The organism is Pseudomonas sp. TH34 (assembly GCF_016650865.1).
GTDB classification, from domain to species: Bacteria; Pseudomonadota; Gammaproteobacteria; order Pseudomonadales; family Pseudomonadaceae; genus Aquipseudomonas; species Aquipseudomonas yamanorum.
In genome coordinates this window covers 268,529-288,145 of sequence record NZ_JAEKFB010000031.1, presented here as the reverse complement: position 1 = coordinate 288,145, position 19,617 = coordinate 268,529, and the positions used below count along the sequence as shown (strand labels likewise).

The following is a 19,617-nucleotide window of genomic DNA, read 5'->3' as shown; positions in this document are numbered from 1 at the left end:
CGCACTGGGTCGGGTTGACCTTGCCGGGCATGATCGAGCTGCCCGGCTCATTCGCCGGCAACTTCACTTCTGCGAGCCCGGCACGCGGGCCGGAGCCCAGCAGGCGCAGGTCGTTGGCGATTTTCATCAGCGCCACGGCCAGGGTTTTGAGTGCGCCGTGCAAGGTGGTCAACGGCTCATGGCCGGACAATGCGGCAAATTTGTTCGGCGCGGTGACAAACGGCAGGCCTGACAGCGCGGCCAATTCCGAGGCAATCGCCTCGCCAAAACCGTGGGGTGAATTGAGTCCGGTGCCGACGGCAGTACCGCCCTGGGCCAGCTCACACACGGCGGGAAGGGCGCTGCGGATGGCCCGTTCGGCGTAATCCAGTTGCGCTATGAATGCCGAGACTTCCTGGCCGAAGGTGATCGGCGTGGCGTCCATCATGTGGGTGCGGCCGGTTTTCACCAGCTTCATGTGGCGCGCCGACAACTCTGCCAAACCGCCGGACAGTTCACGGATGGCTGGCAACAGCTTCTCAGTGACCGCCTGCACGGCGGCGATGCTCATGGCGGTGGGGAAGCAGTCGTTGGAGCTCTGGGAGCGGTTCACGTGATCATTGGGGTGAACCGGGCTCTTGCCGCCACGGGGTTTGCCCGCCAGCTCGTTGGCACGGCCGGCGATCACTTCGTTGGCGTTCATGTTGCTCTGGGTGCCGCTGCCGGTCTGCCACACCACCAGGGGGAACTGGTCGTCGTGTTCGCCGGCGAGCACTTCGTCGGCGGCCTGTTCGATCAGCCGAGCGATGTCGGCGGGCAGGTCGCCATTGCGGTCGTTGACCCGGGCCGCAGCTTTCTTGATCAGGGCCAAGGCGTGCAACACAGCCAGGGGCATGCGCTGGTCGCCGATGGCGAAGTTCACCAGCGAGCGTTGGGTCTGCGCACCCCAGTAAGCGTCATCCGGGACTTGCACTTCTCCCAGGCTGTCGGTTTCGATACGGCTCATCGGGCACACTCCTTCAGGTTCGTTTGCGCAGTTTAGGCTGTGATCGTCCGGTGGGGTTCCCTTAAAAGACTTTTCATCGGATTCCGCCCCGCAAAACCAGGCCCCATAAGGCGTGGGGTTGAGCCGCGGCGTTTTTTAGGCGCAGAATGGGCGCCCTTGGGGTCTTACCTCGCCTGCTAGAAAAGGAAACTCGATGACTCGTCTTCGTGCCATCTGTACCGCGGTTGCTCTGGTATGTGCCAGCGGCCAGGTTTTTGCCGATACCGCCAGCCACAACGCCAGTGCCGAAGCCTTCCTTACCCTGGCCCATGCCGACAAGCTGGGTACCCCGGTGTACATGCAAGTGCAACAAATGTTCGCCCAGCGTTTCGAGCAGACCAAGGCGCCTGCTTCCAAGCAAACCGTTCTGGACACCTACCAGGCCAAGGCCAACACCGCCCTGGACCAGGCGATCGGCTGGAACAAGCTCAAGCCGGACATGATCAAGCTGTACACCAGTAACTTCAGCGAATCCGAGCTTAAGGACCTGGTTGCGTTCTACCAGTCGCCTCTGGGCAAGAAAGTCCTGGAAAAAATGCCTCAGCTGACCCAGCAATCGGCCCAGATGACCCAGGCCAAGCTGGAAAGCGCGGTACCGGTGGTGAACAAGCTGCTGGAAGACATGACCAACGAGCTGACGCCAAAAGCCCCAGCCCCGGCCAAGAAGAAGTAAACAGGAATGACCATGCAACAGCGTATCGAATCGGCACTCGTCGCCCTGAGCCCGGAACACTTGAGCGTGCTGGATGAAAGCCATATGCACAGCCGTGGGTTGCAGACCCACTTCAAGGCCGTGCTGGTCAGCCAGCAGTTCGAGGGGCTCAACCGCGTCAAGCGCCACCAGAAGGTCTATGCCACCCTGGGTGACCTGATGAGCGAATTCCATGCGTTGGCGCTGCATACCTATACGCCTGAAGAATGGGCGAAAATCGACGCAGCCCCGGCCTCGCCGACCTGCGCCGGCGGACATTGATGGGTATCGACTGAACTCCCCTGTAGGAGCGAGCTCGCTCGCGAAAAACCTGAGAGCGCCGTTGGGTTTCAGGTGTTCCGCGTCACCGTTGACGTCCTTCGCGAGCAAGCTCGCTCCTACAGTTAACGGTTTATCCCTGATAGAATCCGCAACGCGCCGCTTAGTCGGCGCGTTTTTTTTGCATCCGGTTCACCCTTTACGAGGGTAGCCACCTGGAGAGAACACCCATGACTCAACCAATCGTCGTGGCGGCACTGTATAAGTTCGTCACCCTCGAAGATTACGTCGCCCTGCGCGAGCCACTGCTGCAGGCGATGGTCGATAACGGCATCAAGGGCACCTTGCTGATCGCCGAAGAAGGCATCAACGGCACCGTTTCCGGTAGCCGCGAAGGCATTGATGGCTTGATGGCCTGGCTCAAGAACGACCCGCGCATGGACGACATCGACCACAAAGAGTCGTACTGCGACGAGCAGCCGTTTTACCGCACCAAGGTCAAGCTCAAGAAAGAGATCGTGACCCTGGGCGTCGAAGGCGTCGACCCGAACAAAAAAGTCGGCACCTACGTCAACCCGCAGGACTGGAATGCGCTGATCAGCGACCCTGAAGTACTGCTGATCGATACCCGCAACGACTACGAAGTGTCCATCGGCACTTTTGAAGGCGCGATCGACCCGAAAACCACTAGCTTCCGCGAATTTCCCGACTACATCAAAGCCAACTTCGATCCGGCCAAGCACAAGAAAGTCGCCATGTTCTGCACCGGCGGCATTCGTTGCGAAAAAGCCTCGAGCTATATGCTCAGCGAGGGTTTTGACGAGGTGTACCACCTCAAGGGTGGCATCCTGAAGTACCTCGAAGAGGTGCCGCAGGAAGAAACCAAGTGGCAGGGCGACTGCTTTGTGTTCGACAATCGCGTCACCGTGCGCCACGACCTGAGCGAAGGCGACTACGATCAATGTCATGCCTGCCGCACACCGGTCAGCGTCGAAGATCGTGCATCCGAACACTATGTGGCCGGCATCAGTTGCCCGCATTGCTGGGATAAGCTTTCCGAGAAGACCCGTCGCAGCGCGATCGATCGGCAGAAGCAGATTGAACTGGCCAAGGCCCGCAATATGCCGCACCCGATTGGCTACAACTACAAGCAATCCCCATCCTCCGAGGCCTGAGCCATGTCCGCGCGCCTGCTCTATGTAATGGATCCGATGTGTTCATGGTGCTGGGGGTTCGCTCCAGTGGCCAAGGCGCTGGTTGAGCAGGCCCAGGCCGCAGGCGTGGAGCTGCACCTCGTGGTGGGCGGTCTGCGCACCGGCAGTGGTGCGGCGCTGGAGCCGACTACCCGACGCTACATTCTTGAGCATTGGCAGGCCGTGACTGAAGCCACCGGCCAGCCGTTCAAGCGTGAAGGCGCATTGCCTGATGGTTTTGTCTACGACACCGAGCCGGCTTGCCGTGCCGTGGTCACTGCCCGCAGCCTGGCGCCGGATTGCGCGTGGAAACTGCTGGGCCTGATCCAGCAGGCGTTCTACGTTGAAGGTCGCGACGTGACCCGCGCCGATGTATTAGTGGAATTGGCTGAAACCGCCGGCGTGCCGCGTATCGAATTCGCCGAAGCCTTCGACCGGGCCGATCAGCACGCGGCCACCGCGGCGGATTTCACCTGGGTTCAGGATTTGGGCATCGCCGGTTTCCCGACCTTGCTGGCGGAGCGTAATGGGCAGTTGGCGCTGCTGACCAACGGCTATCAGCCGCTGTCCGAGTTGTCGCCGCTGCTGAGTCGTTGGCTGGAGCGAGCTGCCTGTGCATGATCAGCCTGATCCCGTTGAGCAACCCAAACGCGTCGACCGGCTGACCTGGGCGGAAGTCCGCCGCCTGGCCCTGCATCACAAGAAATCCCTGTGGATCGCCAATGGCGTCGCCGTGCTGGCTACCTTGTGCAGCGTGCCGATTCCATTGCTGTTGCCGCTGCTGGTGGACGAAGTGCTGCTGGGGCATGGTGATGCGGCACTGAAAGTGATGAATCACGCGTTGCCCCTGGGTTGGCAGAAGGCCGCCGGCTATATCGGCCTGATGCTGCTGGTGACCTTGCTGTTGCGTTGCGGCGCTCTGGTGTTCAACGTGTTGCAGGCGCGGTTGTTTGCGCGGCTGGCCAAGGACATTGTCTATCGCATTCGCGTACGGCTGATTGAGCGCCTCAAGCGCATTTCCCTCAGTGAATACGAAAGCCTGGGCAGCGGTACGGTGACTACGCACCTGGTCACCGACCTGGACACGGTGGACAAATTCGTCGGTGAAACCCTCAGCCGATTCCTGGTGGCGATGCTCACGCTGGTGGGCACGTCCGGGATCCTGATGTGGATGCACTGGAAGCTGGCGCTGTTGATCCTGCTGTTCAACCCGCTGGTGATCTACGCCACGGTGCAATTGGGCAAACGGGTCAAGCACCTGAAGAAGCTGGAAAACGACAGCACCTCGCGGTTCACCCAGGCCCTCACCGAAACCCTCGATGCGATCCAGGAAGTGCGTGCCGGCAACCGCCAGGGCTTTTTCCTTGGGCGCCTGGGACAGCGGGCCCAGGAAGTACGGGACTTTGCCGTCAATTCCCAGTGGAAAAGCGATGCCTCCAGCCGCGCCAGTGGCTTGCTGTTCCAGTTCGGTATCGACATCTTCCGCGCGGCGGCGATGCTGACGGTGCTGTTTTCCGACCTGTCTATCGGCCAGATGCTCGCGGTGTTCAGTTACCTGTGGTTCATGATCAGCCCGGTGGAGCAACTGCTGAACCTGCAATATGCCTACTACGCGGCGGGCGGGGCGCTGACACGGATTAACGAACTGCTGGCCCGCGCCGATGAACCGCAATACGCGGGCGGTGCCGATCCGTTTACCGGGCGTGAGACGGTGGGCATCGAGGTGCGTGGCCTGAATTTCGGCTACGGCGAAGAACTGGTGCTCGACCAGTTGAACCTGAACATTGCCCCGGGTGAAAAAGTCGCGATTGTCGGCGCCAGTGGCGGCGGCAAAAGTACCCTGGTGCAACTGTTGCTGGGGCTGTATACGCCGCAGGCAGGCAGCATCCGTTTTGGTGGCTTGACCCAACAGGAAATCGGCCTGGAGACGATTCGCGAGAATGTCTCCGTGGTCCTGCAGCATCCGGCGCTGTTCAACGACACGGTGCGCGCCAACCTGACCATGGGCCGTGAACGCAGCGACCAGGCGTGCTGGCAGGCGTTGGAAATTGCCCAGCTGGATGCGACTGTCAGGGCGCTGCCGTTGGGCCTGGACAGTGTGGTCGGGCGCTCCGGCGTACGCTTCTCCGGCGGGCAGCGGCAGCGCCTGGCTATTGCACGGATGGTGCTGGCGGAGCCAAAAGTGGTAATACTCGACGAAGCCACCTCGGCCCTGGATGCGGCAACCGAATACAACCTGCACCAGGCGCTGGCGCGGTTTCTCAGTGGCCGTACCACCTTGATCATCGCCCACAGGCTGTCGGCGGTGAAACAGGCGGATCGGGTATTGGTGTTTGATGGCGGGCATATTGCCGAAGATGGCGACCATCAGCAGTTGATTGCTGACGGTGGCCTGTACGCCAAACTTTACGGACACTTGCAACAAGTGCGGTGATTTAGCCTACGCTGAGCTATCAGGAGCGGTTTTCACTCGCGTGCGTATTTTAGTTGTGCATGTGCAAGGGACCTCATGAAGCAAAAGCAGACTCTCGGAACCCCTCGGTTATTGGGCATTGTGTGGCCTTTTATCGCCGTCGTACTGTTCCAGGCATTGTTAGGCTGCGTCAGTCTCTACGTGCTCTCGGCGGTGCGCGGTTATGTGGCGGGCGAAAGCCTGTGGTCCAAGGGCCAGAAAGACGCGATCTTTTACCTGACGCTGTACGCCGACAATCGCGACGAAGCCACCTTCCTCAAATACCAGAACGCGATTGCCGTGCCTCAGGGCGGGCATGAACTGCGGGTGGCCCTCGACCGCCCGACCCCGGACCTGACTGCCGCGCGCGCGGGTATCCTCAAGGGCGGCAACCACCGCGACGACGTTTCCAGCCTGATCTGGCTGTACCTCAACTTTCGCCATTTCAGTTACCTCGAAAAGGCCATCGAGCTGTGGACCGTGGGCGATGCCTATCTGGTGCAACTGGACGACCTGGCCCAGGAGATGCATCGGGCAATCCTGGCCAATCAGGTCAGCAGCGCCGACGTGCACGCCTGGAAGGAGCGGATATTCGCCATCAACGACGGGGTGACGCCGGCCGCCAAAGCCTTCAGTGATGCTCTGGGCGAAGGCTCTAGGGTGATTCTGCGCTTGCTGCTGGTGACCAACCTGGCCACGGCGCTGGGCTTGATCGTGCTGGCGCTGCTGCGCACCCACAAGCTGCTCGCCCAGCGACACGCGTTTGCCGACGCGCTTCAGTTAGAGAAGGAGCGGGCGCAGATTACCCTGGAGTCGATTGGCGACGGGGTGATCACCACCGATGTCGACGGCGCCATTGCCTATATGAACCCGGCCGCCGAAGCCCTGACCCACTGGAAAGGCGCCCAGGCCCAGGGGCTGCCACTGGCAGCGCTGTTCAACCTGCTGGATGAAAATGCCCAGGCCGACGGTTTTACCTTGATCGAGCGCATATTGAGCGGCCAGCTCGGCGGGGGCAGCGAGCATTCCAAGCTGATCCAGCGCGTGGACGGCACCACGGTGTCCGTCACCCTGGTGGGGGCGCCGATCCGCAGTGCAGGCAAAGTCGTCGGCGCAGTGCTGGTGCTACACGACATGACCCAGGAGCGCCAATACATCGCCAACCTGTCCTGGCAGGCGACCCACGACGCCTTGACCGGCCTGGCCAACCGGCGCGAGTTTGAGTTCCGCCTGGAGCAGGTGCTGCACAACGTCGGGCGCCAGCAAAGCGGGCGCCATGCCTTGATGTTCCTCGATCTGGATCAGTTCAAGCTGGTTAACGACACCTGTGGGCATGCCGCGGGGGATGAGTTGTTGCGGCATATCTGCGCGCTGCTGCAATCGGACCTGCGCGAAGGCGACACCCTGGCCCGTCTGGGGGGCGATGAGTTCGGCATCCTGTTGGAGAATTGCCCGGCGCCGGTGGCGGAAAAAATCGCCGAGAGCCTGCGCCATACCGTGCAGAGCCTGCATTTTGTGTGGAAGGGCAGGCCGTTTGTCACCACCGTGAGTATCGGCCTGGTGCACATCACGCAAGCCCCGACCACCCTGGAAACCTCGCTTCGGGCCGCCGACATGGCGTGCTACATGGCCAAGGAAAAGGGCCGTAACCGGGTGCAGGTGTATCACGCCGATGACTCGGAATTGTCCCTGCGCTTTGGCGAGATGGCCTGGGTGCAGCGCTTGCATATGGCCCTGGAAGAGAACCGTTTTTGCCTGTACGCCCAGGAAATCGCGCCCCTGGGGCATACGGAGCAGGGCGACGGGCATATCGAAATCCTGCTGCGCCTGCATGACGAGGCGGGGCGGATCATCCTGCCGGACAGTTTTATCCCGGCGGCCGAGCGTTACGGTTTGATGACATCCCTGGACCGCTGGGTGGTGGAGAACGTGTTCAAGATCATCGCGGGCTGCATGCGTGAGCGCCCGGGCCGGCCCATGGCCATGTGTGCGATCAATCTGTCAGGCATTACCATCGGCGACGAGGACTTTCTCGGGTTCCTGCGTGAGCAGTTCAGCGCCTATGGCATTCCACCGGAAATGATTTGTTTTGAAATTACAGAAACCAGCGCTATCGCGAATTTGGGTAGTGCAATTCGTTTTATCAACGAGCTCAAAGAGTTAGGGTGCTATTTCTCCCTCGATGACTTCTGCGCCGGGATGTCCTCGTTCGCATATCTTAAACATTTACCTGTAGACTTCTTGAAGATCGATGGAAGTTTCGTAAAGGATATGCTGGACGACCCGATTAACCGCGCTATGGTCGAAGTGATCAATCACATCGGTCATGTCATGGGTAAGCGCACAATTGCCGAATTTGTCGAGACACCCCAGATCGAACAAGCCTTGCTTGAGATCGGGGTCGACTATGCTCAGGGATACCTGATCGAGCGACCGCAGTTGTTTACCTTTGATAGTTTGCAGTGTCGACCTGTGCGACCGCAGCCTCTGTTATTCAAGGCGCCTGGCACGTTCCGATGAAACATTTGCTGGTCTGTACATATCACAAATCAAAAGGAGCCCGACAGTGATCGACACATTCAACAGAACCGGCCCGCTTATGGAAGCCTCGAGTTACCCCGCCTGGGCACAACAGCTGATCCAGGCCTGTAGCGAGAGCAAGCGCCGAGTTGTCGAACACGAACTGTACCAGCGCATGCGCGATAACAAGCTCAGCGCCAAGACCATGCGCCACTATCTGATTGGTGGCTGGCCAGTGGTTGAACAGTTTGCGTTGTACATGGCACAGAACCTCACCAAGACCAAATTTGCCCGCCATCCTGGGGAGGACATGGCGCGCCGCTGGCTGATGCGCAATATTCGCGTGGAACTCAACCACGCCGATTATTGGGTGCATTGGGCCCGCGCCCATGGCGTCAGCCTGGAAGAGTTGCAGGCACAGGAAGTGCCGCCGGAGCTGCATGCACTCAGCCATTGGTGCTGGCACACCAGCTCGGCCGATTCGCTGATTGTCGCGATTGCCGCCACCAACTACGCCATCGAGGGGGCCACTGGGGAGTGGTCCGCTGTGGTGTGTTCCACTGGCGTCTATGCCGCGGCTTTCCCTGAGGAAGACCGCAAGCGCGCCATGAAGTGGCTGAAGATGCATGCCCAGTACGATGACGCTCACCCGTGGGAAGCGCTGGAAATCATCTGCACCCTGGCCGGCATGAACCCGACCAAGGAACTGCAGGTAGAGCTGCGTCAAGCGGTGTGCAAGAGCTACGACTACATGTACCTGTTCCTGGAACGCTGCATGCAGTTGGAAAAGTCGGTGGCCACCCCCCGTAAACAACCCACCCTGGTTGCCAGCGAAGCCTGAACCCTGTGATGGCGGGGCCGCTGTGAAGTAAAGCGGTTACCCCGCCATTGCCAGGCGGTTGCGGCCTTCACGCTTGGCCACATACAAGGCGTTGTCCGCCCGGCGCAGCACGCTCTCGGCGGACTCTCCGGCCAGCAAGGTCGAGCAGCCCAGGCTCACGGTCAATTCGATACGTTCATCGTCCGCCCAGTAATCCTGGGCCTGTGCCGCGTGGCGCAGGCGCTCACCGACCATCGACGCCGCGTCCCGGCCGGTGTTGGACAGCAGGATCAGAAACTCTTCCCCGCCAAACCGAAACACCATGTCCACATTGCGCAACTGGCTTTTGATCGAGGCCGCAACGGCCTTGAGCACCTTGTCGCCCGTAGCATGGCCGTGGGTGTCGTTGATGTGCTTGAAGTGGTCGATGTCCAGCATCAGCAAGGACAGCGGCTGCAGGTGCCGGCGGGCCATGTCGATTTCCCGCTGCAGGGTCTGGTCCATGGCGATGCGGTTACCCGTTTCGGTCAGCGGGTCGCGCAGGGCGCTGCGGGTCGCCGCCCGGTAGAGCAGGGCGTTGCGCATCGGGTAGAGCAGGGTGGCCAGCAGCGACTCCAGGTTGGCCAGTTCGTCTTCGAGAAAGCGTTGGTTGCGCCGAAACACCAGTTCGCCGAGGTGCTCGCCTTCGTGGCTGAGGGCATAGCTCACCGAATGATGGCCGCGGTGGCCGTACTCCAGGCGCAGGTCGCTGGCTTCGTGACGGTATTGCAGGGCGTCCAGCGGCACCAGGCGTTGGATTTCGCGGAAGAACAGCGCAAGGATGTGCTCCGGCTCCAGGCTGGTTTGCAATTGCATGCCCAGTTGCTGGCGAAGTTGCTCAACCGTGGCAGGGCGTCGTGTAAGAAGGGACGGCTGACCAAAGCCCAGGCGTTGCAATTTGGCGCTGTCGAAGTCAATTGCGTTGGTCTGGGTCGGTGTTTTCATAAGCGTATGAGCCCCTAAGCACAAAACTGTCTTACAGGCTGGGTGAGAGCGTCGTACTGTTCCTTCAGTTCCGTAGGACTGACGTATAGTCTAGCCCGGTTTGTCGGGGGTTATAACTGCCGCACGTCTTATAGCCGGGCCCGCGTCGCTGCGGGCCCCGGCGTGGGGCTTATTGTTTTTGCGGGTCAAACTGCTTGTCGCGGATAAACAGCGCCGGGATCACCCCGCAGATAAAGTACGCGCCGCCCATCACCAGAAATCCGACGCCGATCGAGCCATGGGACGCCAGGAAGCCAATGGCTGCCGGTGCCACCGCTGCGCCAATTCGGCCAATGTTGTAGGCCCCGCCCACTGCGGAACCGCGAAATTTCGCTTCGAAGCTTTCGGTCATGTAGGTCGCATTCACGCCGTAGGGAATGCCGTACAGGAAACCGAACACAATCAGCATCCACAGGATGTTGTCCGGGCTCTGGAACAACACGATCACCGGCAGGAAAATCGCCGTGCCCAGCGCGCCAACGGCGAACACCAGGCGTCGGCCCAGGCGGTCTGCCGCGAGCCCGGCGAGGATTTTGCCGAATATCATCGCCGCGTAGGTACCGACCATGTAGCTGGTCATCGACTTGAAGTTCATCCCCAGCTCGCCTTCCAGGTACGACGGCATCCAGTTATTGACGCCGTAGTAGCCGAACTGCAGGAAGCCTGCGGTCAGCGCCCAGAGGATAAACATGCGGCTGGCTTTCGGGTCGCTGAAGATCAGCTTGAACATGCCGTCGGGTTTCTTCGCCGAGACGCGCTTGATGCCTTCGGCCTTTTCCCGGGCGCGTTCGGCCTGGGCCTTGATCCAGGCTTGGGGCTCCGGCACCAGGCGTTGCATCAGCACGGCGAGGATCACCGGGATGATCGCTACGTAGAACAACCAGCGCCAGCCGTGGTTCGGCAGAATCCAGCCGGCGAGCAAGGTGGCGACGATGTAGCCCACCGACCAGCCGGCCTGCAGGGTGCCGAGCACGGTGGTGCGATAGCGGGTCGGCACGTACTCGGCCATCAGCGTATTGCACGCGACATACAGCGCGCCCAGCCCGAGGGAGGCAAAGAAGCGTGTGCTCGCGAACTGCCAATAACTGTGGGTCATGCCCAGGATTGCCGTGCCGGCGGAGAACAGCACGATGCTCCAGACCACGGTCTTCACCCGGCCAAAACGGTCACAGGCCCACCCCCCGTAAATCCCGCCGATGGCCATCCCGGCCAGGGTGAAACTGCCCAGGCTGCCGGCTTCGACGCTGGTCAGGCCAAACTCGGCCTTGAGGCTGCTGAGGCTGTAGGACAGCAGCATCAAGTCGGCACCGTCGATCAGCAGGCCGAGGAAGCAGAAGATGAAAACAATGATCCACAGGTTGTTTTTCGCGGGCGACAACGCACCCGCCGAAGCGGCGACTTCCATAGCGATACCTTGTTGTAGTTGTTAGGGCACAAGTTATGGGTGTTGCGGTAATACGGTTGGACCACGGTCACTGTGGGAGCTGGCTTGCCTGCGATAGCATCGCTGCGGTGTTACTGCCAGACCGAGTTGTCTGCATCGCAGGCAAGCCAGTTCCCACACTGGTTCTGTGTTGTTTCTGGGGTTTAGTGCTTGGCCTCGCGAATCATGTTGCGGGCGATCACCAATTGCTGGATCTGCGTGGTGCCTTCATACAGCCGGAACAAGCGCACATCGCGATAGAACCGCTCGATGGCGTACTCGCTCACATACCCGGCACCGCCGTGAATCTGCACGCAACGGTCGGCCACGCGGCCGCACATTTCCGTGGCGAACATCTTCGAGCAGGACGCTTCGGTGCCGATGTTCAGGCCTTCGTCACGCTTGCGCGCAGCGTCCACCACCATGCAACGGGCGGCGTAGATCTCGGCCTTGCTGTCGGCGAGCATCGCCTGGATCAGCTGGAACTCGGCAATCGGCTGGCCAAACTGTTTGCGTTCCAGGGCGTAATTCAGGGCATCGTTGAGCATGCGTTCGGCAGCCCCGACGCTGACGGCGGCGATGTGCAGGCGACCCTTGTCGAGCACCTTCATCGCGGTCTTGAACCCCACGCCTTCGACGCCGCCGATCAACTGGTCGGCCGGCACGCGCACGTTGTCGAAAATCACGTCGCAGGTGTGGGCGCCTTTCTGGCCCATCTTGTGGTCACGCTTGCCCAGGGACAGGCCCGGCGTGTTGCGCTCGACGATAAACGCACTGATGCCGCCCGAGCCCTTGATGTCCGGGTTGGTGCGGGCCATCACGGTGTAGATCCCGGCGTGGGGGGCGTTGGTGATAAAGCGCTTGGTGCCGTTGATGACATAGTGGTCACCGTCGCGCACCGCCGTGGTTTTCAGCGAGGCGGCGTCGGAGCCGGAGTCCGGTTCGGTCAGGCAGAACGAGCTGAGCAACTCGCCGCTGGCCAGTTTCGGCAGGTAGTGCTGTTTCTGCGCCTCGGTGCCGTCCAGCAGGATGCCGATGGAGCCGATGCCGTTGTTGGTGCCGAAGTAGGAGCGGAATGCCGGAGAGGTTCGGCCCAGTTCAAAGGCCACATTGACCTCTTCTTCCATGGTCAGCCCGAGGCCGCCGTAGGCTTCGGGCAGGGTCAGGCCGAACAGGCCCAGCTCGCGGAACTGGCTGACGATATCCGCCGGGACGTCATCGGTCTCGGCCAGTTCGTTTTCCCGTGGGATCAGCGCTTCGTTGACGAACTGCTGGAGGGTTTCCAGCAACAGATGAAGCGTTTCGGGGTCTCGGATCATGTGCATTCCTCAGCGGCCCGTTCGGCGGGCCTGTTGTCGTCAATCTGCCGAGGCCTTGCACCGATCTGTCTAGCGGGCAGCGGCCTCGATGTTGTTCACCATGTGCTTGAGACGGGGCCCGATGTCGTCCTCGAGTTTCTCCCGGGAAAGGTGAAAACTCGGTCCGCCACAGTTGAACGTCAGCAGCCCATGTTGTGCATGCAACAGCGGTACGGCGATGGCGTTTACATCGCGGTGCCACTCACCGATCGACATGCAGTAGCCGAAATCGGTGTAATCCCGGAAGGCACGTTCCAGGCCCTTCCTGATGCCCGGCCAGTCCTCCAGGTGACGCTGGCGGATATGGTCGAGGATAAATTCCCGCTCGTTTTCCGGCATCGCTGCCAGGCAGGCGCGGCCTGCGGAACTCAAGTGCAACGGCAACCGTGTACCGACCTGGCGGCGCATGGTCATGTTGGCTTCGCCCTGGACCACGTCCAGGTACACCATGTCCAAACGGTCGCGGGTGGCCATGGCCACAGCGGCCTGGGCGTACTTGGCCATCGTCTCCATCAGCGGATGGGCCACAGCCCGCACCGACAGGTTCGACAGCATCGCGTAACCGAACGCCATCACCCCTACATCCAGCTGATACCGGCCCGACTGCGGCAGGTGCTTGAGATACCCCAAGCGGGTCAGCGTATGAGTCATCCGTGTAATCGTCGGCTTTGGCAGCCCGGTCTTGCGCGCCAGCTCCTGGTTACCCAGCACGCTTTCGCTGGGGGTGAAGCAACGCAGCAATTCCAAGCCTCGGGCCAGGGCGGTGACGAACTGGCGGTCCTTGTCTTCTTCCTCGTCGGCATTCATCGGATCGATCAGCAAGTGCTCGAACGCGTGGTTGCCGGCCGGTGTTTCTGTTGTGTTCGGGTCCAGGTTTCGACGGCGCATGTTAGTCCCCCTTTTTTTAGAAAATCAACAAAACAAAATTGTATTCCGCACAGCGAAACTAATCAACTTCGCGGTTGATTGTCTTTTTGTTTAATAAAACTCGTCTAAACAACGAGTTATAGCCCGATTTATGGGTGGCTCAGGTTTTTACGTTTACATCACGGCGACTCGGTCCTTATGATTATCGCTAAATACGGAATGTTGTTTCGCATAGCGAAACTGGCGATATCCGAACGAACAAGAACATTGCAGCAGGAGAATTTGTGGCCAGCCTCGACCAACCCGTAGTGCACCTCGACGTCCAGGACAATGGCGTTGCCGTGGTACGCATCCACCGTCCCGAAGTAAAAAACGCCTTGAACGCCCAGGTTCGCGAAGAACTGGCCGAGCATTTTCGTGCCCTGGCCAAGCGACGTGATGTGCGCGCCATCGTGCTCACCGGCGGCGATCAGTTCTTCGTGGCCGGTGCCGACATCAAGGAGTTCGCCAGCGCCACGCCGATCGAGATGTACCGCCGGCACACCGAGTATTTGTGGGAAGCCATCAGCCGCTGCCCGAAGCCGGTGATCGCTGCGGTGAACGGTTTTGCCCTGGGGGGCGGTTGTGAGCTGGCCATGCATTGCGACCTGATCGTCGCCGGAGAGTCGGCGCGGTTCGCTCAACCCGAGGTCAAGTTGGGCCTGATGCCGGGCGCCGGTGGCACCCAGCGCCTGGTGCGTGCCGTGGGTAAGTTCCAGGCCATGCGCATCGCGTTGACCGGCTGCATGGTCAAGGCGCCGGAAGCCCTCGCCATGGGCATGCTCAGCGAAGTGGTGGCGGATGACCAGACTATCCCTCGCGCCTTGGAACTGGCCGCGCAGATCGCTGCGTTGCCGCCGCTGGCGGTGGAGCAGATCAAGGAAGTGATGCTCGCCGGCGCCGACCTGCCGCTGGAAAGCGCGCTGGTATTGGAGCGCAAGGCCTTTCAACTGCTGTTCGACTCGGCAGACCAGAAGGAGGGCGCCGCGGCGTTCTTCGAAAAACGCACCGCGAACTACCTGGGGGAATGACAATGGCTGATTCAATCAAGATCATGGGCCTGGTCGGCACCGGCGTGATGGGCGCCGGGATTGCACAGATTGCCGCCCAGGCGGGCGTGTTGGTGCGCTTGTTCGATGCCCGCAATGGCGCCGCGCAAACCGCTCGGGATAATCTCGGCGCCACACTCTCGAAGCTGGCCGCCAAGGGCAAGATCACCCAGGCGGCGATGGACGCCGCGTTGGAGAACCTGCACGTCGCCGCCACGGTTGAGGCGCTGCACGACTGCGACCTGGTGGTGGAAGCCATCGTCGAAAACCTCGACGCCAAGCGCGGCCTGTTGCAGCAGTTGGAAGGCGTGGTCAGCGCGGGTTGCATCCTCGCCACCAACACTTCGTCGCTGTCGGTCACGGCCATCGCCACCGGCTGCCAACACCCTGAGCGGGTCGCCGGTCTGCACTTCTTCAACCCGGTGCCGTTGATGCGCGTTGTCGAAGTGATCGACGGCCTGGCCACTGCGCCGAAGGTCGGCGACGACCTGCTGGCCTTCGTGGCCCGCACCGGCCATCGCGGTGTGCGTGCCAAGGACACCCCGGGCTTTATCGTCAACCACGCTGGCCGTGCCTACGGTACCGAAGCCTTGAAAATGCTCGATGAAGGCATTGCCGAGCGCGGCGATATCGACCGTATCCTGCGTGAGGGCGCAGGCTTTCGCATGGGCCCGCTGGAATTGCTGGACCTCACCGGTCTCGACGTTTCCCACCCGGTGATGGAGTCGATCTACAACCAGTTCTATCAAGAAGCGCGCTACAAACCGTCGCCCCTGACCCGTCAGATGCTGGTGGGCGGACGCCTGGGGCGCAAGAGCGGGCAGGGCTTCTACCGTTATGAAAATGGCCAGGTGGTCGACGGCCCGCAGCTGCAGCCGGTGCCTTCAGTGAAGCCGTTGCCGCCGGTATGGATCGCCACCGAAAACGCCGACGACTACGAGCGCCTGAGCGCCTTGGTGATTGAGTTGGGCGCGCACCTTGAAAGCGCGGCGCAGCCTTCGCCTGAAGCGTTGTGCCTGCTGGCGCCTTACGGCCTTGATGCCACCTCGGCCAGCGAACGCTTCCACACCGACCCGGCGCGCACCCTGTGCATCGACCTGCTGACTGACCTGTCACGCCATCGCACCCTGATGCAAAACCCGCTGACGTCCACCGCCACGCGCGACGCCGCCCACGCGCTGCTCGCCAGTGACGGGGTGGGCGTGACGGTGATCGGTGACAGCGTCGGCTTCGTCGCCCAACGCACCTTGGCGATGGTGGTCAACCTGGCCTGCGATATCGCCCAGCAACGCATCGCCAGCGTCGACGACATCGACCAGGCCGTACAACTCGGCCTGGGTTACCCGCAGGGGCCGCTGGCGTGGGGCGATGCCCTCGGGCCCCGGCGCATCCTCACGATTTTGCAGCGCATGAGCGAACTCACCCACGACCCACGTTATCGCCCCAGCCCCTGGCTGCGGCGGCGTGCAGTGCTGGGGATTTCCCTGCGTCATGAAGAGCCGGCAGTCGGCTGATTTCGATTCATCACAGGACAAGAATAATGGGTGCATTGACAGGTTTGCGGGTGCTGGATTTAAGCCGGGTATTGGCCGGGCCCTGGTGTGGCCAGGTGTTGGCTGACCTCGGCGCGGAAGTGATCAAGATCGAACGGCCACAGAGCGGTGACGACACCCGTGGTTGGGGCCCGCCGTGGATGAAGACCGACACCGGTGAGTCGTCCGGGCAAGCGTCTTATTACCAGTCCACCAACCGCGGCAAATTATCCGTGGCCATCGACCTCGCCACCTCCGAAGGCCAGGAACTGGTGCGAGCCCTGGCGGCCAGCTCCGACGTACTGATCGAAAACTACAAGGCCGGCTCCCTGGCGCGTTATGGCCTGGATTACGCGACCCTGGCCGAGATCAATCCGCGGCTGGTGTATTGCTCCATCACCGGCTTCGGCCAGACCGGCCCGCGTGCCGAAGAGCCCGGCTACGACTTCATCATCCAGGGCATCGGCGGCCTGATGAGCATCACCGGCGAACGCGACGACCTGCCCGGCGGCGGCCCGCAAAAAGTCGGCGTGGCGTTTTCCGACCTGATGACCGGACTGTATTCCACCGTCGCCATCCAGGCCGCACTGCTCAGCCGCGAACGCACCGGTGTCGGCCAACACATCGACATGGCGCTACTGGACGTACAGGTCGCAACCCTGGCCAACCAGAGCATGAACTACCTGGCCTCGGGCAAGGTGCCGGAGCGGTATGGCAACGCCCACGCCAACATCGTGCCGTACCAGGTGTTCCGTGCGGCAGACCGCGATTTCATTATTGCCTGCGGCAACGACAGCCAGTTTATTGCGCTGTGCCACAGCATAGGCTTGCCGCACTTGCCGGATGATCCGCGCTTTCGGCGTAATGCCGATCGGGTTGCGCATCGGGTGGAGATTGTCGAGCTGTTGTCGGCGCATTTTCTGCAGCGTACGGCGGACGAGTGGGTGGCGAGCATTCACGCGTCGAAGGTGCCGGTGGGGGCGATCAACAACATCGCGCAATCACTGGAAGAGCCCCAGGTGATTGCCCGGGGGTTGATGGTGAAGATCCCGCATCCCAAGAATCCGGAGTTCGCCATGGTCGGCAGCCCGATCAAGATGTCGGGCACGCCGGTGGAGTATGTAAGGCCGGCACCGATGTTGGGGCAGCATACGGATGAAGTGCTGGGCGAGCGCCTGGGTTTGTCGGCAGAGCAACTGGGGCAGCTCAAGGCGGGCGGGGTGATCGAGCAGTTGGATTGAGCAATGGCGGCCGCGAAGGCCGCCATTTACCTTGATGACTGTTTAGCGCGCGACTTCTTTAAGGTAGGTGTTTCGGGCCGCAACGGCCGTCGGCGTGAAGTCCGTAAATACACCGTCAACGCCCGCCCGGAAGAAGGCCAGGTATTCGGCCGCCGGATTGCCCTTGTAGGCACCGGCCAGGTACTTCGCTTCGTTGCGGAAGGTGAAGATATGGACGAACAAACCGGCCTTGTGGGCATCGCTGATCAGGCTGGTCGGCTTGAAGGTGTCGACCTCGGGCAAACCCGGGGTTTGTGCTGAAGCAGCGGTCAGCGACATCGCCTGCGGCTTCCACGGCCCGATGCCGTCGGCGTAGGTCTTGACCTCGGCCAACCCGGCCGGTGTCAGCATCGCACCAAAGGAACGTGGATCGCCCGCGACGGTCCAGCTGTAGGGGCGGCCGCTGACGAAGGTGTTGGGTTTGTCCGTGATGAAAATGGTCTCGCCGGTCTTGAAGTTCACACCGTTCCCATCCACCAACTGCACCGCCCTGGATTGCAGGCCGATAGAGCGCAGGTATTTCAGGCTGCTCGGGTCAAAGCTCTGCACAAACACCGGCGCGTCTTTGCGATTCAGGTTGTTGTCTTTAAGGGTCTTGAGAAACGCCGCTTCGAACGGATGACTGCCCGACGCGCCGCAACCATTGGCGATGGCCTGGGCGTTGTTCCAGATCGGGTTTTTGCTTTCCGGGTAGGTGGTAATCACACGGCCTGTGGCGGCGCTTTTGGCTTTTGCGATGTCGATCACTTCCTGGAAACTCAGGATCGGTAGCTTGCCGTTGAGTTCGGTCGGGCGCTCGTCGCGGGCGTCGTACGTCGTGCCGCCGATCCATTGCTTGAGTTCGGCCAGGGTGAAATCGCTGATTGACCAGTCGTTGGTATGGTCTTCGCCATCCACGATCAAGGACTTCAACACGGATTTTGGATCGTTGGGGTTCGTCAGATCACTGAGGTATTGAGCCGGGCCATTTTCTGCAGTGGCGGGATATTTGACGTTAACCAGTACACCGGGAACCGTGCGCTTGCGGCGTGCAACTTCTGGATTGGTCTTCGCGACGTCGCTGATATTGGTGTTGTCGCTCAACCAGGGATTGTGCCGGGCCACCAATACACAGTCCTTGGTCATGTGCAGGTCCAGCTCCAGCGAATCCGCACCAGCGTCGGCGGCATGCTCGTAGGAGGCCCGGGTTTCTTCCGGGTACAGTCCTGGCAGGCCGCGATGGCCGATAACCAACGGCGGTGCACCGTCCAGGGTTTTGAACGAAGCAGGCGCGACAGGCGCGCTCCTGGTCACACTGTCACACGCGCTCACTGTCAGGCTGCATCCGATGACGATAAAGCGGGCAAGCAGGGTTTTTACCGCTGGCGGGCCTGAGCGAGTGTGCATGTGTCGTCCTTCAAGAAGAGGGTAGGGGCGGGGTATCCACGGATGTTGGCGTTGACGTATGACAGCGTCGTGACAGGAAGTGGCGTGGTGATTTTCCAGCGCGGCGCATCTGGGTGAAGCAAAAAACTCACTGAATGCTTGACTTCTCCTTTTCAATCAGTAACATACGGCGCATTCCGCGATAGCTCAGTTGGTAGAGCAAATGACTGTTAATCATTGGGTCCCTGGTTCGAGTCCAGGTCGTGGAGCCAGATAGTAAAAAGCCTGCAGAAATGCAGGCTTTTTTTTGCCTGGAATTTGTCCCAGACACTCGATTCAGGCGTGCCCTCGAAACAGGCGATATTCGGCTGGCATGCACACCGCACAAGGACGAAATCCCGCGGCGATAGCCGTCGCTTCATCGAGAAAAAACACGCGATTTTTCACGTAGCCGCCACGCGCAATGGCTCGTAGCGCCGCACGACAGTCGAGCTTTCCATAGCGCTTGGCGCGGCGGTGGCCGCCCAGCATTCCCGGCTCGGGGCTTGGGAAGGGTTTTGCGTCGGCGCCCATCAGCATCCACATGTTTTTGTCAGCCATCGCCTGTCCTCCTGCCGTAGCAACCTGCGGTACCTCCGCCATGTATCGCCGATCAGATCGGCTAGCACACCCGGTTTCTTGCTTTTTTTATCGCTCAAAAAG

The 19,617-nt window shown here is 61.0% G+C and carries 17 protein-coding genes and 1 tRNA gene; 11 read left to right on the top strand and 7 right to left on the bottom strand.

Annotation, left to right across the window (positions count from 1 at the left end):
• Positions 1-985 (bottom strand): lyase family protein (locus JFU58_RS24310; RefSeq protein WP_201142580.1); only part of this gene is annotated, 985 nt, incomplete at its 3' end.
• Between the two features lie 193 nt (positions 986-1,178).
• Between JFU58_RS24310 and JFU58_RS24305 the strand changes: the two genes are divergently transcribed.
• From JFU58_RS24305 to JFU58_RS24275, 7 genes are all read left to right on the top strand, one after another.
• Positions 1,179-1,697 (top strand): DUF2059 domain-containing protein, encoded by a 519-nt coding sequence (locus JFU58_RS24305; RefSeq protein WP_017476194.1) that lies wholly within the window; start codon positions 1,179-1,181, stop codon positions 1,695-1,697.
• Positions 1,698-1,703: 6 nt separating this feature from the next.
• The gene (locus JFU58_RS24300) at positions 1,704-1,997 is read left to right on the top strand and encodes a BolA family protein (RefSeq protein WP_003216739.1); all 294 of its coding nucleotides are present in this window, start codon (positions 1,704-1,706) and stop codon (positions 1,995-1,997) included.
• 227 nt (positions 1,998-2,224) lie between these two features.
• Positions 2,225-3,169, top strand: coding sequence for an oxygen-dependent tRNA uridine(34) hydroxylase TrhO (gene trhO, locus JFU58_RS24295; RefSeq protein ID WP_010176008.1), 945 nt, complete (start codon positions 2,225-2,227; stop codon positions 3,167-3,169).
• Positions 3,170-3,172: 3 nt separating this feature from the next.
• Positions 3,173-3,808, top strand: a complete 636-nt coding sequence (locus tag JFU58_RS24290; protein ID WP_026077813.1) for a DsbA family protein — start codon at positions 3,173-3,175, stop codon at positions 3,806-3,808.
• Positions 3,801-5,621, top strand: coding sequence for an ABC transporter ATP-binding protein (locus JFU58_RS24285; RefSeq protein ID WP_017476197.1), 1,821 nt, complete (start codon positions 3,801-3,803; stop codon positions 5,619-5,621). Before JFU58_RS24290 ends, JFU58_RS24285 begins: the two co-directional genes overlap by 8 nt.
• Positions 5,622-5,696: 75 nt before the next feature.
• Positions 5,697-8,159 carry an EAL domain-containing protein gene (locus JFU58_RS24280; protein WP_177027353.1) on the top strand — a complete coding sequence of 821 codons (2,463 nt, stop codon included), beginning with the start codon at positions 5,697-5,699 and terminating at the stop codon, positions 8,157-8,159.
• A gap of 79 nt (positions 8,160-8,238) precedes the next feature.
• Positions 8,239-9,000, top strand: a complete 762-nt coding sequence (locus JFU58_RS24275; RefSeq protein ID WP_207198463.1) for a TenA family transcriptional regulator — start codon at positions 8,239-8,241, stop codon at positions 8,998-9,000.
• Positions 9,001-9,036: 36 nt separating this feature from the next.
• On the opposite strand, the gene JFU58_RS24270 is transcribed toward JFU58_RS24275, so the two are convergent.
• The 4 genes from JFU58_RS24270 to JFU58_RS24255 all read right to left on the bottom strand — a co-directional run bounded on the left by JFU58_RS24270 (position 9,037) and on the right by JFU58_RS24255 (position 13,671).
• Positions 9,037-9,963 (bottom strand): GGDEF domain-containing protein, encoded by a 927-nt coding sequence (locus JFU58_RS24270; protein ID WP_063031944.1) that lies wholly within the window; start codon positions 9,961-9,963, stop codon positions 9,037-9,039.
• Positions 9,964-10,132: 169 nt separating this feature from the next.
• Entirely contained in the window at positions 10,133-11,407 is a 1,275-nt protein-coding gene (locus JFU58_RS24265; RefSeq protein WP_201142579.1) for an MFS transporter, read from the bottom strand.
• Positions 11,408-11,589: 182 nt separating this feature from the next.
• Complete coding sequence (locus tag JFU58_RS24260) at positions 11,590-12,744, bottom strand: acyl-CoA dehydrogenase family protein (RefSeq protein ID WP_063031942.1); 1,155 nt, start codon at positions 12,742-12,744, stop codon at positions 11,590-11,592.
• Positions 12,745-12,813: 69 nt separating this feature from the next.
• A complete protein-coding gene (locus tag JFU58_RS24255; RefSeq protein ID WP_093199956.1) occupies positions 12,814-13,671 on the bottom strand; it encodes an IclR family transcriptional regulator in 858 nt (285 codons plus the stop codon).
• A 263-nt stretch (positions 13,672-13,934) separates the two neighbouring features.
• On the opposite strand from JFU58_RS24255, the gene JFU58_RS24250 reads away from it, so the two are divergent.
• Genes JFU58_RS24250 through JFU58_RS24240 form a run of 3 tightly spaced genes read left to right on the top strand, consistent with a single transcriptional unit; the run spans position 13,935 to position 17,511 of the window.
• Entirely contained in the window at positions 13,935-14,720 is a 786-nt protein-coding gene (locus JFU58_RS24250) for an enoyl-CoA hydratase (RefSeq protein WP_063031938.1), read from the top strand.
• A gap of 2 nt (positions 14,721-14,722) precedes the next feature.
• The gene (locus JFU58_RS24245) at positions 14,723-16,252 is read left to right on the top strand and encodes a 3-hydroxyacyl-CoA dehydrogenase (protein WP_063031936.1); all 1,530 of its coding nucleotides are present in this window, start codon (positions 14,723-14,725) and stop codon (positions 16,250-16,252) included.
• Between the two features lie 26 nt (positions 16,253-16,278).
• Positions 16,279-17,511: a CaiB/BaiF CoA transferase family protein gene (locus JFU58_RS24240; protein WP_201142578.1), complete on the top strand. Its 1,233-nt coding sequence runs from the start codon at positions 16,279-16,281 to the stop codon at positions 17,509-17,511.
• A gap of 42 nt (positions 17,512-17,553) precedes the next feature.
• Here the strand turns inward: JFU58_RS24240 and JFU58_RS24235 are convergent, their stop codons facing one another.
• Positions 17,554-18,936, bottom strand: coding sequence for a glycerophosphodiester phosphodiesterase family protein (locus JFU58_RS24235; RefSeq protein ID WP_201142577.1), 1,383 nt, complete (start codon positions 18,934-18,936; stop codon positions 17,554-17,556).
• A 175-nt stretch (positions 18,937-19,111) separates the two neighbouring features.
• Here JFU58_RS24235 and JFU58_RS24230 point away from each other — a divergent pair.
• Positions 19,112-19,187 (top strand) — tRNA-Asn (locus JFU58_RS24230).
• A 64-nt stretch (positions 19,188-19,251) separates the two neighbouring features.
• On the opposite strand, the gene JFU58_RS24225 is transcribed toward JFU58_RS24230, so the two are convergent.
• The gene (locus JFU58_RS24225) at positions 19,252-19,515 is read right to left on the bottom strand and encodes an Ada metal-binding domain-containing protein (protein ID WP_201142576.1); all 264 of its coding nucleotides are present in this window, start codon (positions 19,513-19,515) and stop codon (positions 19,252-19,254) included.
• Between the last annotated feature and the right edge of the window lie 102 nt (positions 19,516-19,617).

Coding starts and splice junctions, on each gene's coding strand:
- JFU58_RS24305 (WP_017476194.1), top strand. CDS start 1,179: ATGACTCGTCTTCGTGCCATCTGTACCGCGGTTGCTCTGGTATGTGCC.
- JFU58_RS24300 (WP_003216739.1), top strand. CDS start 1,704: ATGACCATGCAACAGCGTATCGAATCGGCACTCGTCGCCCTGAGCCCG.
- trhO (WP_010176008.1), top strand. CDS start 2,225: ATGACTCAACCAATCGTCGTGGCGGCACTGTATAAGTTCGTCACCCTC.
- JFU58_RS24290 (WP_026077813.1), top strand. CDS start 3,173: ATGTCCGCGCGCCTGCTCTATGTAATGGATCCGATGTGTTCATGGTGC.
- JFU58_RS24280 (WP_177027353.1), top strand. CDS start 5,697: ATGAAGCAAAAGCAGACTCTCGGAACCCCTCGGTTATTGGGCATTGTG.
- JFU58_RS24275 (WP_207198463.1), top strand. CDS start 8,239: ATGGAAGCCTCGAGTTACCCCGCCTGGGCACAACAGCTGATCCAGGCC.
- JFU58_RS24270 (WP_063031944.1), bottom strand. CDS start 9,963: ATGAAAACACCGACCCAGACCAACGCAATTGACTTCGACAGCGCCAAA.
- JFU58_RS24265 (WP_201142579.1), bottom strand. CDS start 11,407: ATGGAAGTCGCCGCTTCGGCGGGTGCGTTGTCGCCCGCGAAAAACAAC.
- JFU58_RS24260 (WP_063031942.1), bottom strand. CDS start 12,744: ATGATCCGAGACCCCGAAACGCTTCATCTGTTGCTGGAAACCCTCCAG.
- JFU58_RS24255 (WP_093199956.1), bottom strand. CDS start 13,671: ATGCGCCGTCGAAACCTGGACCCGAACACAACAGAAACACCGGCCGGC.
- JFU58_RS24245 (WP_063031936.1), top strand. CDS start 14,723: ATGGCTGATTCAATCAAGATCATGGGCCTGGTCGGCACCGGCGTGATG.
- JFU58_RS24240 (WP_201142578.1), top strand. CDS start 16,279: ATGGGTGCATTGACAGGTTTGCGGGTGCTGGATTTAAGCCGGGTATTG.
- JFU58_RS24235 (WP_201142577.1), bottom strand. CDS start 18,936: ATGCACACTCGCTCAGGCCCGCCAGCGGTAAAAACCCTGCTTGCCCGC.
- JFU58_RS24225 (WP_201142576.1), bottom strand. CDS start 19,515: ATGGCTGACAAAAACATGTGGATGCTGATGGGCGCCGACGCAAAACCC.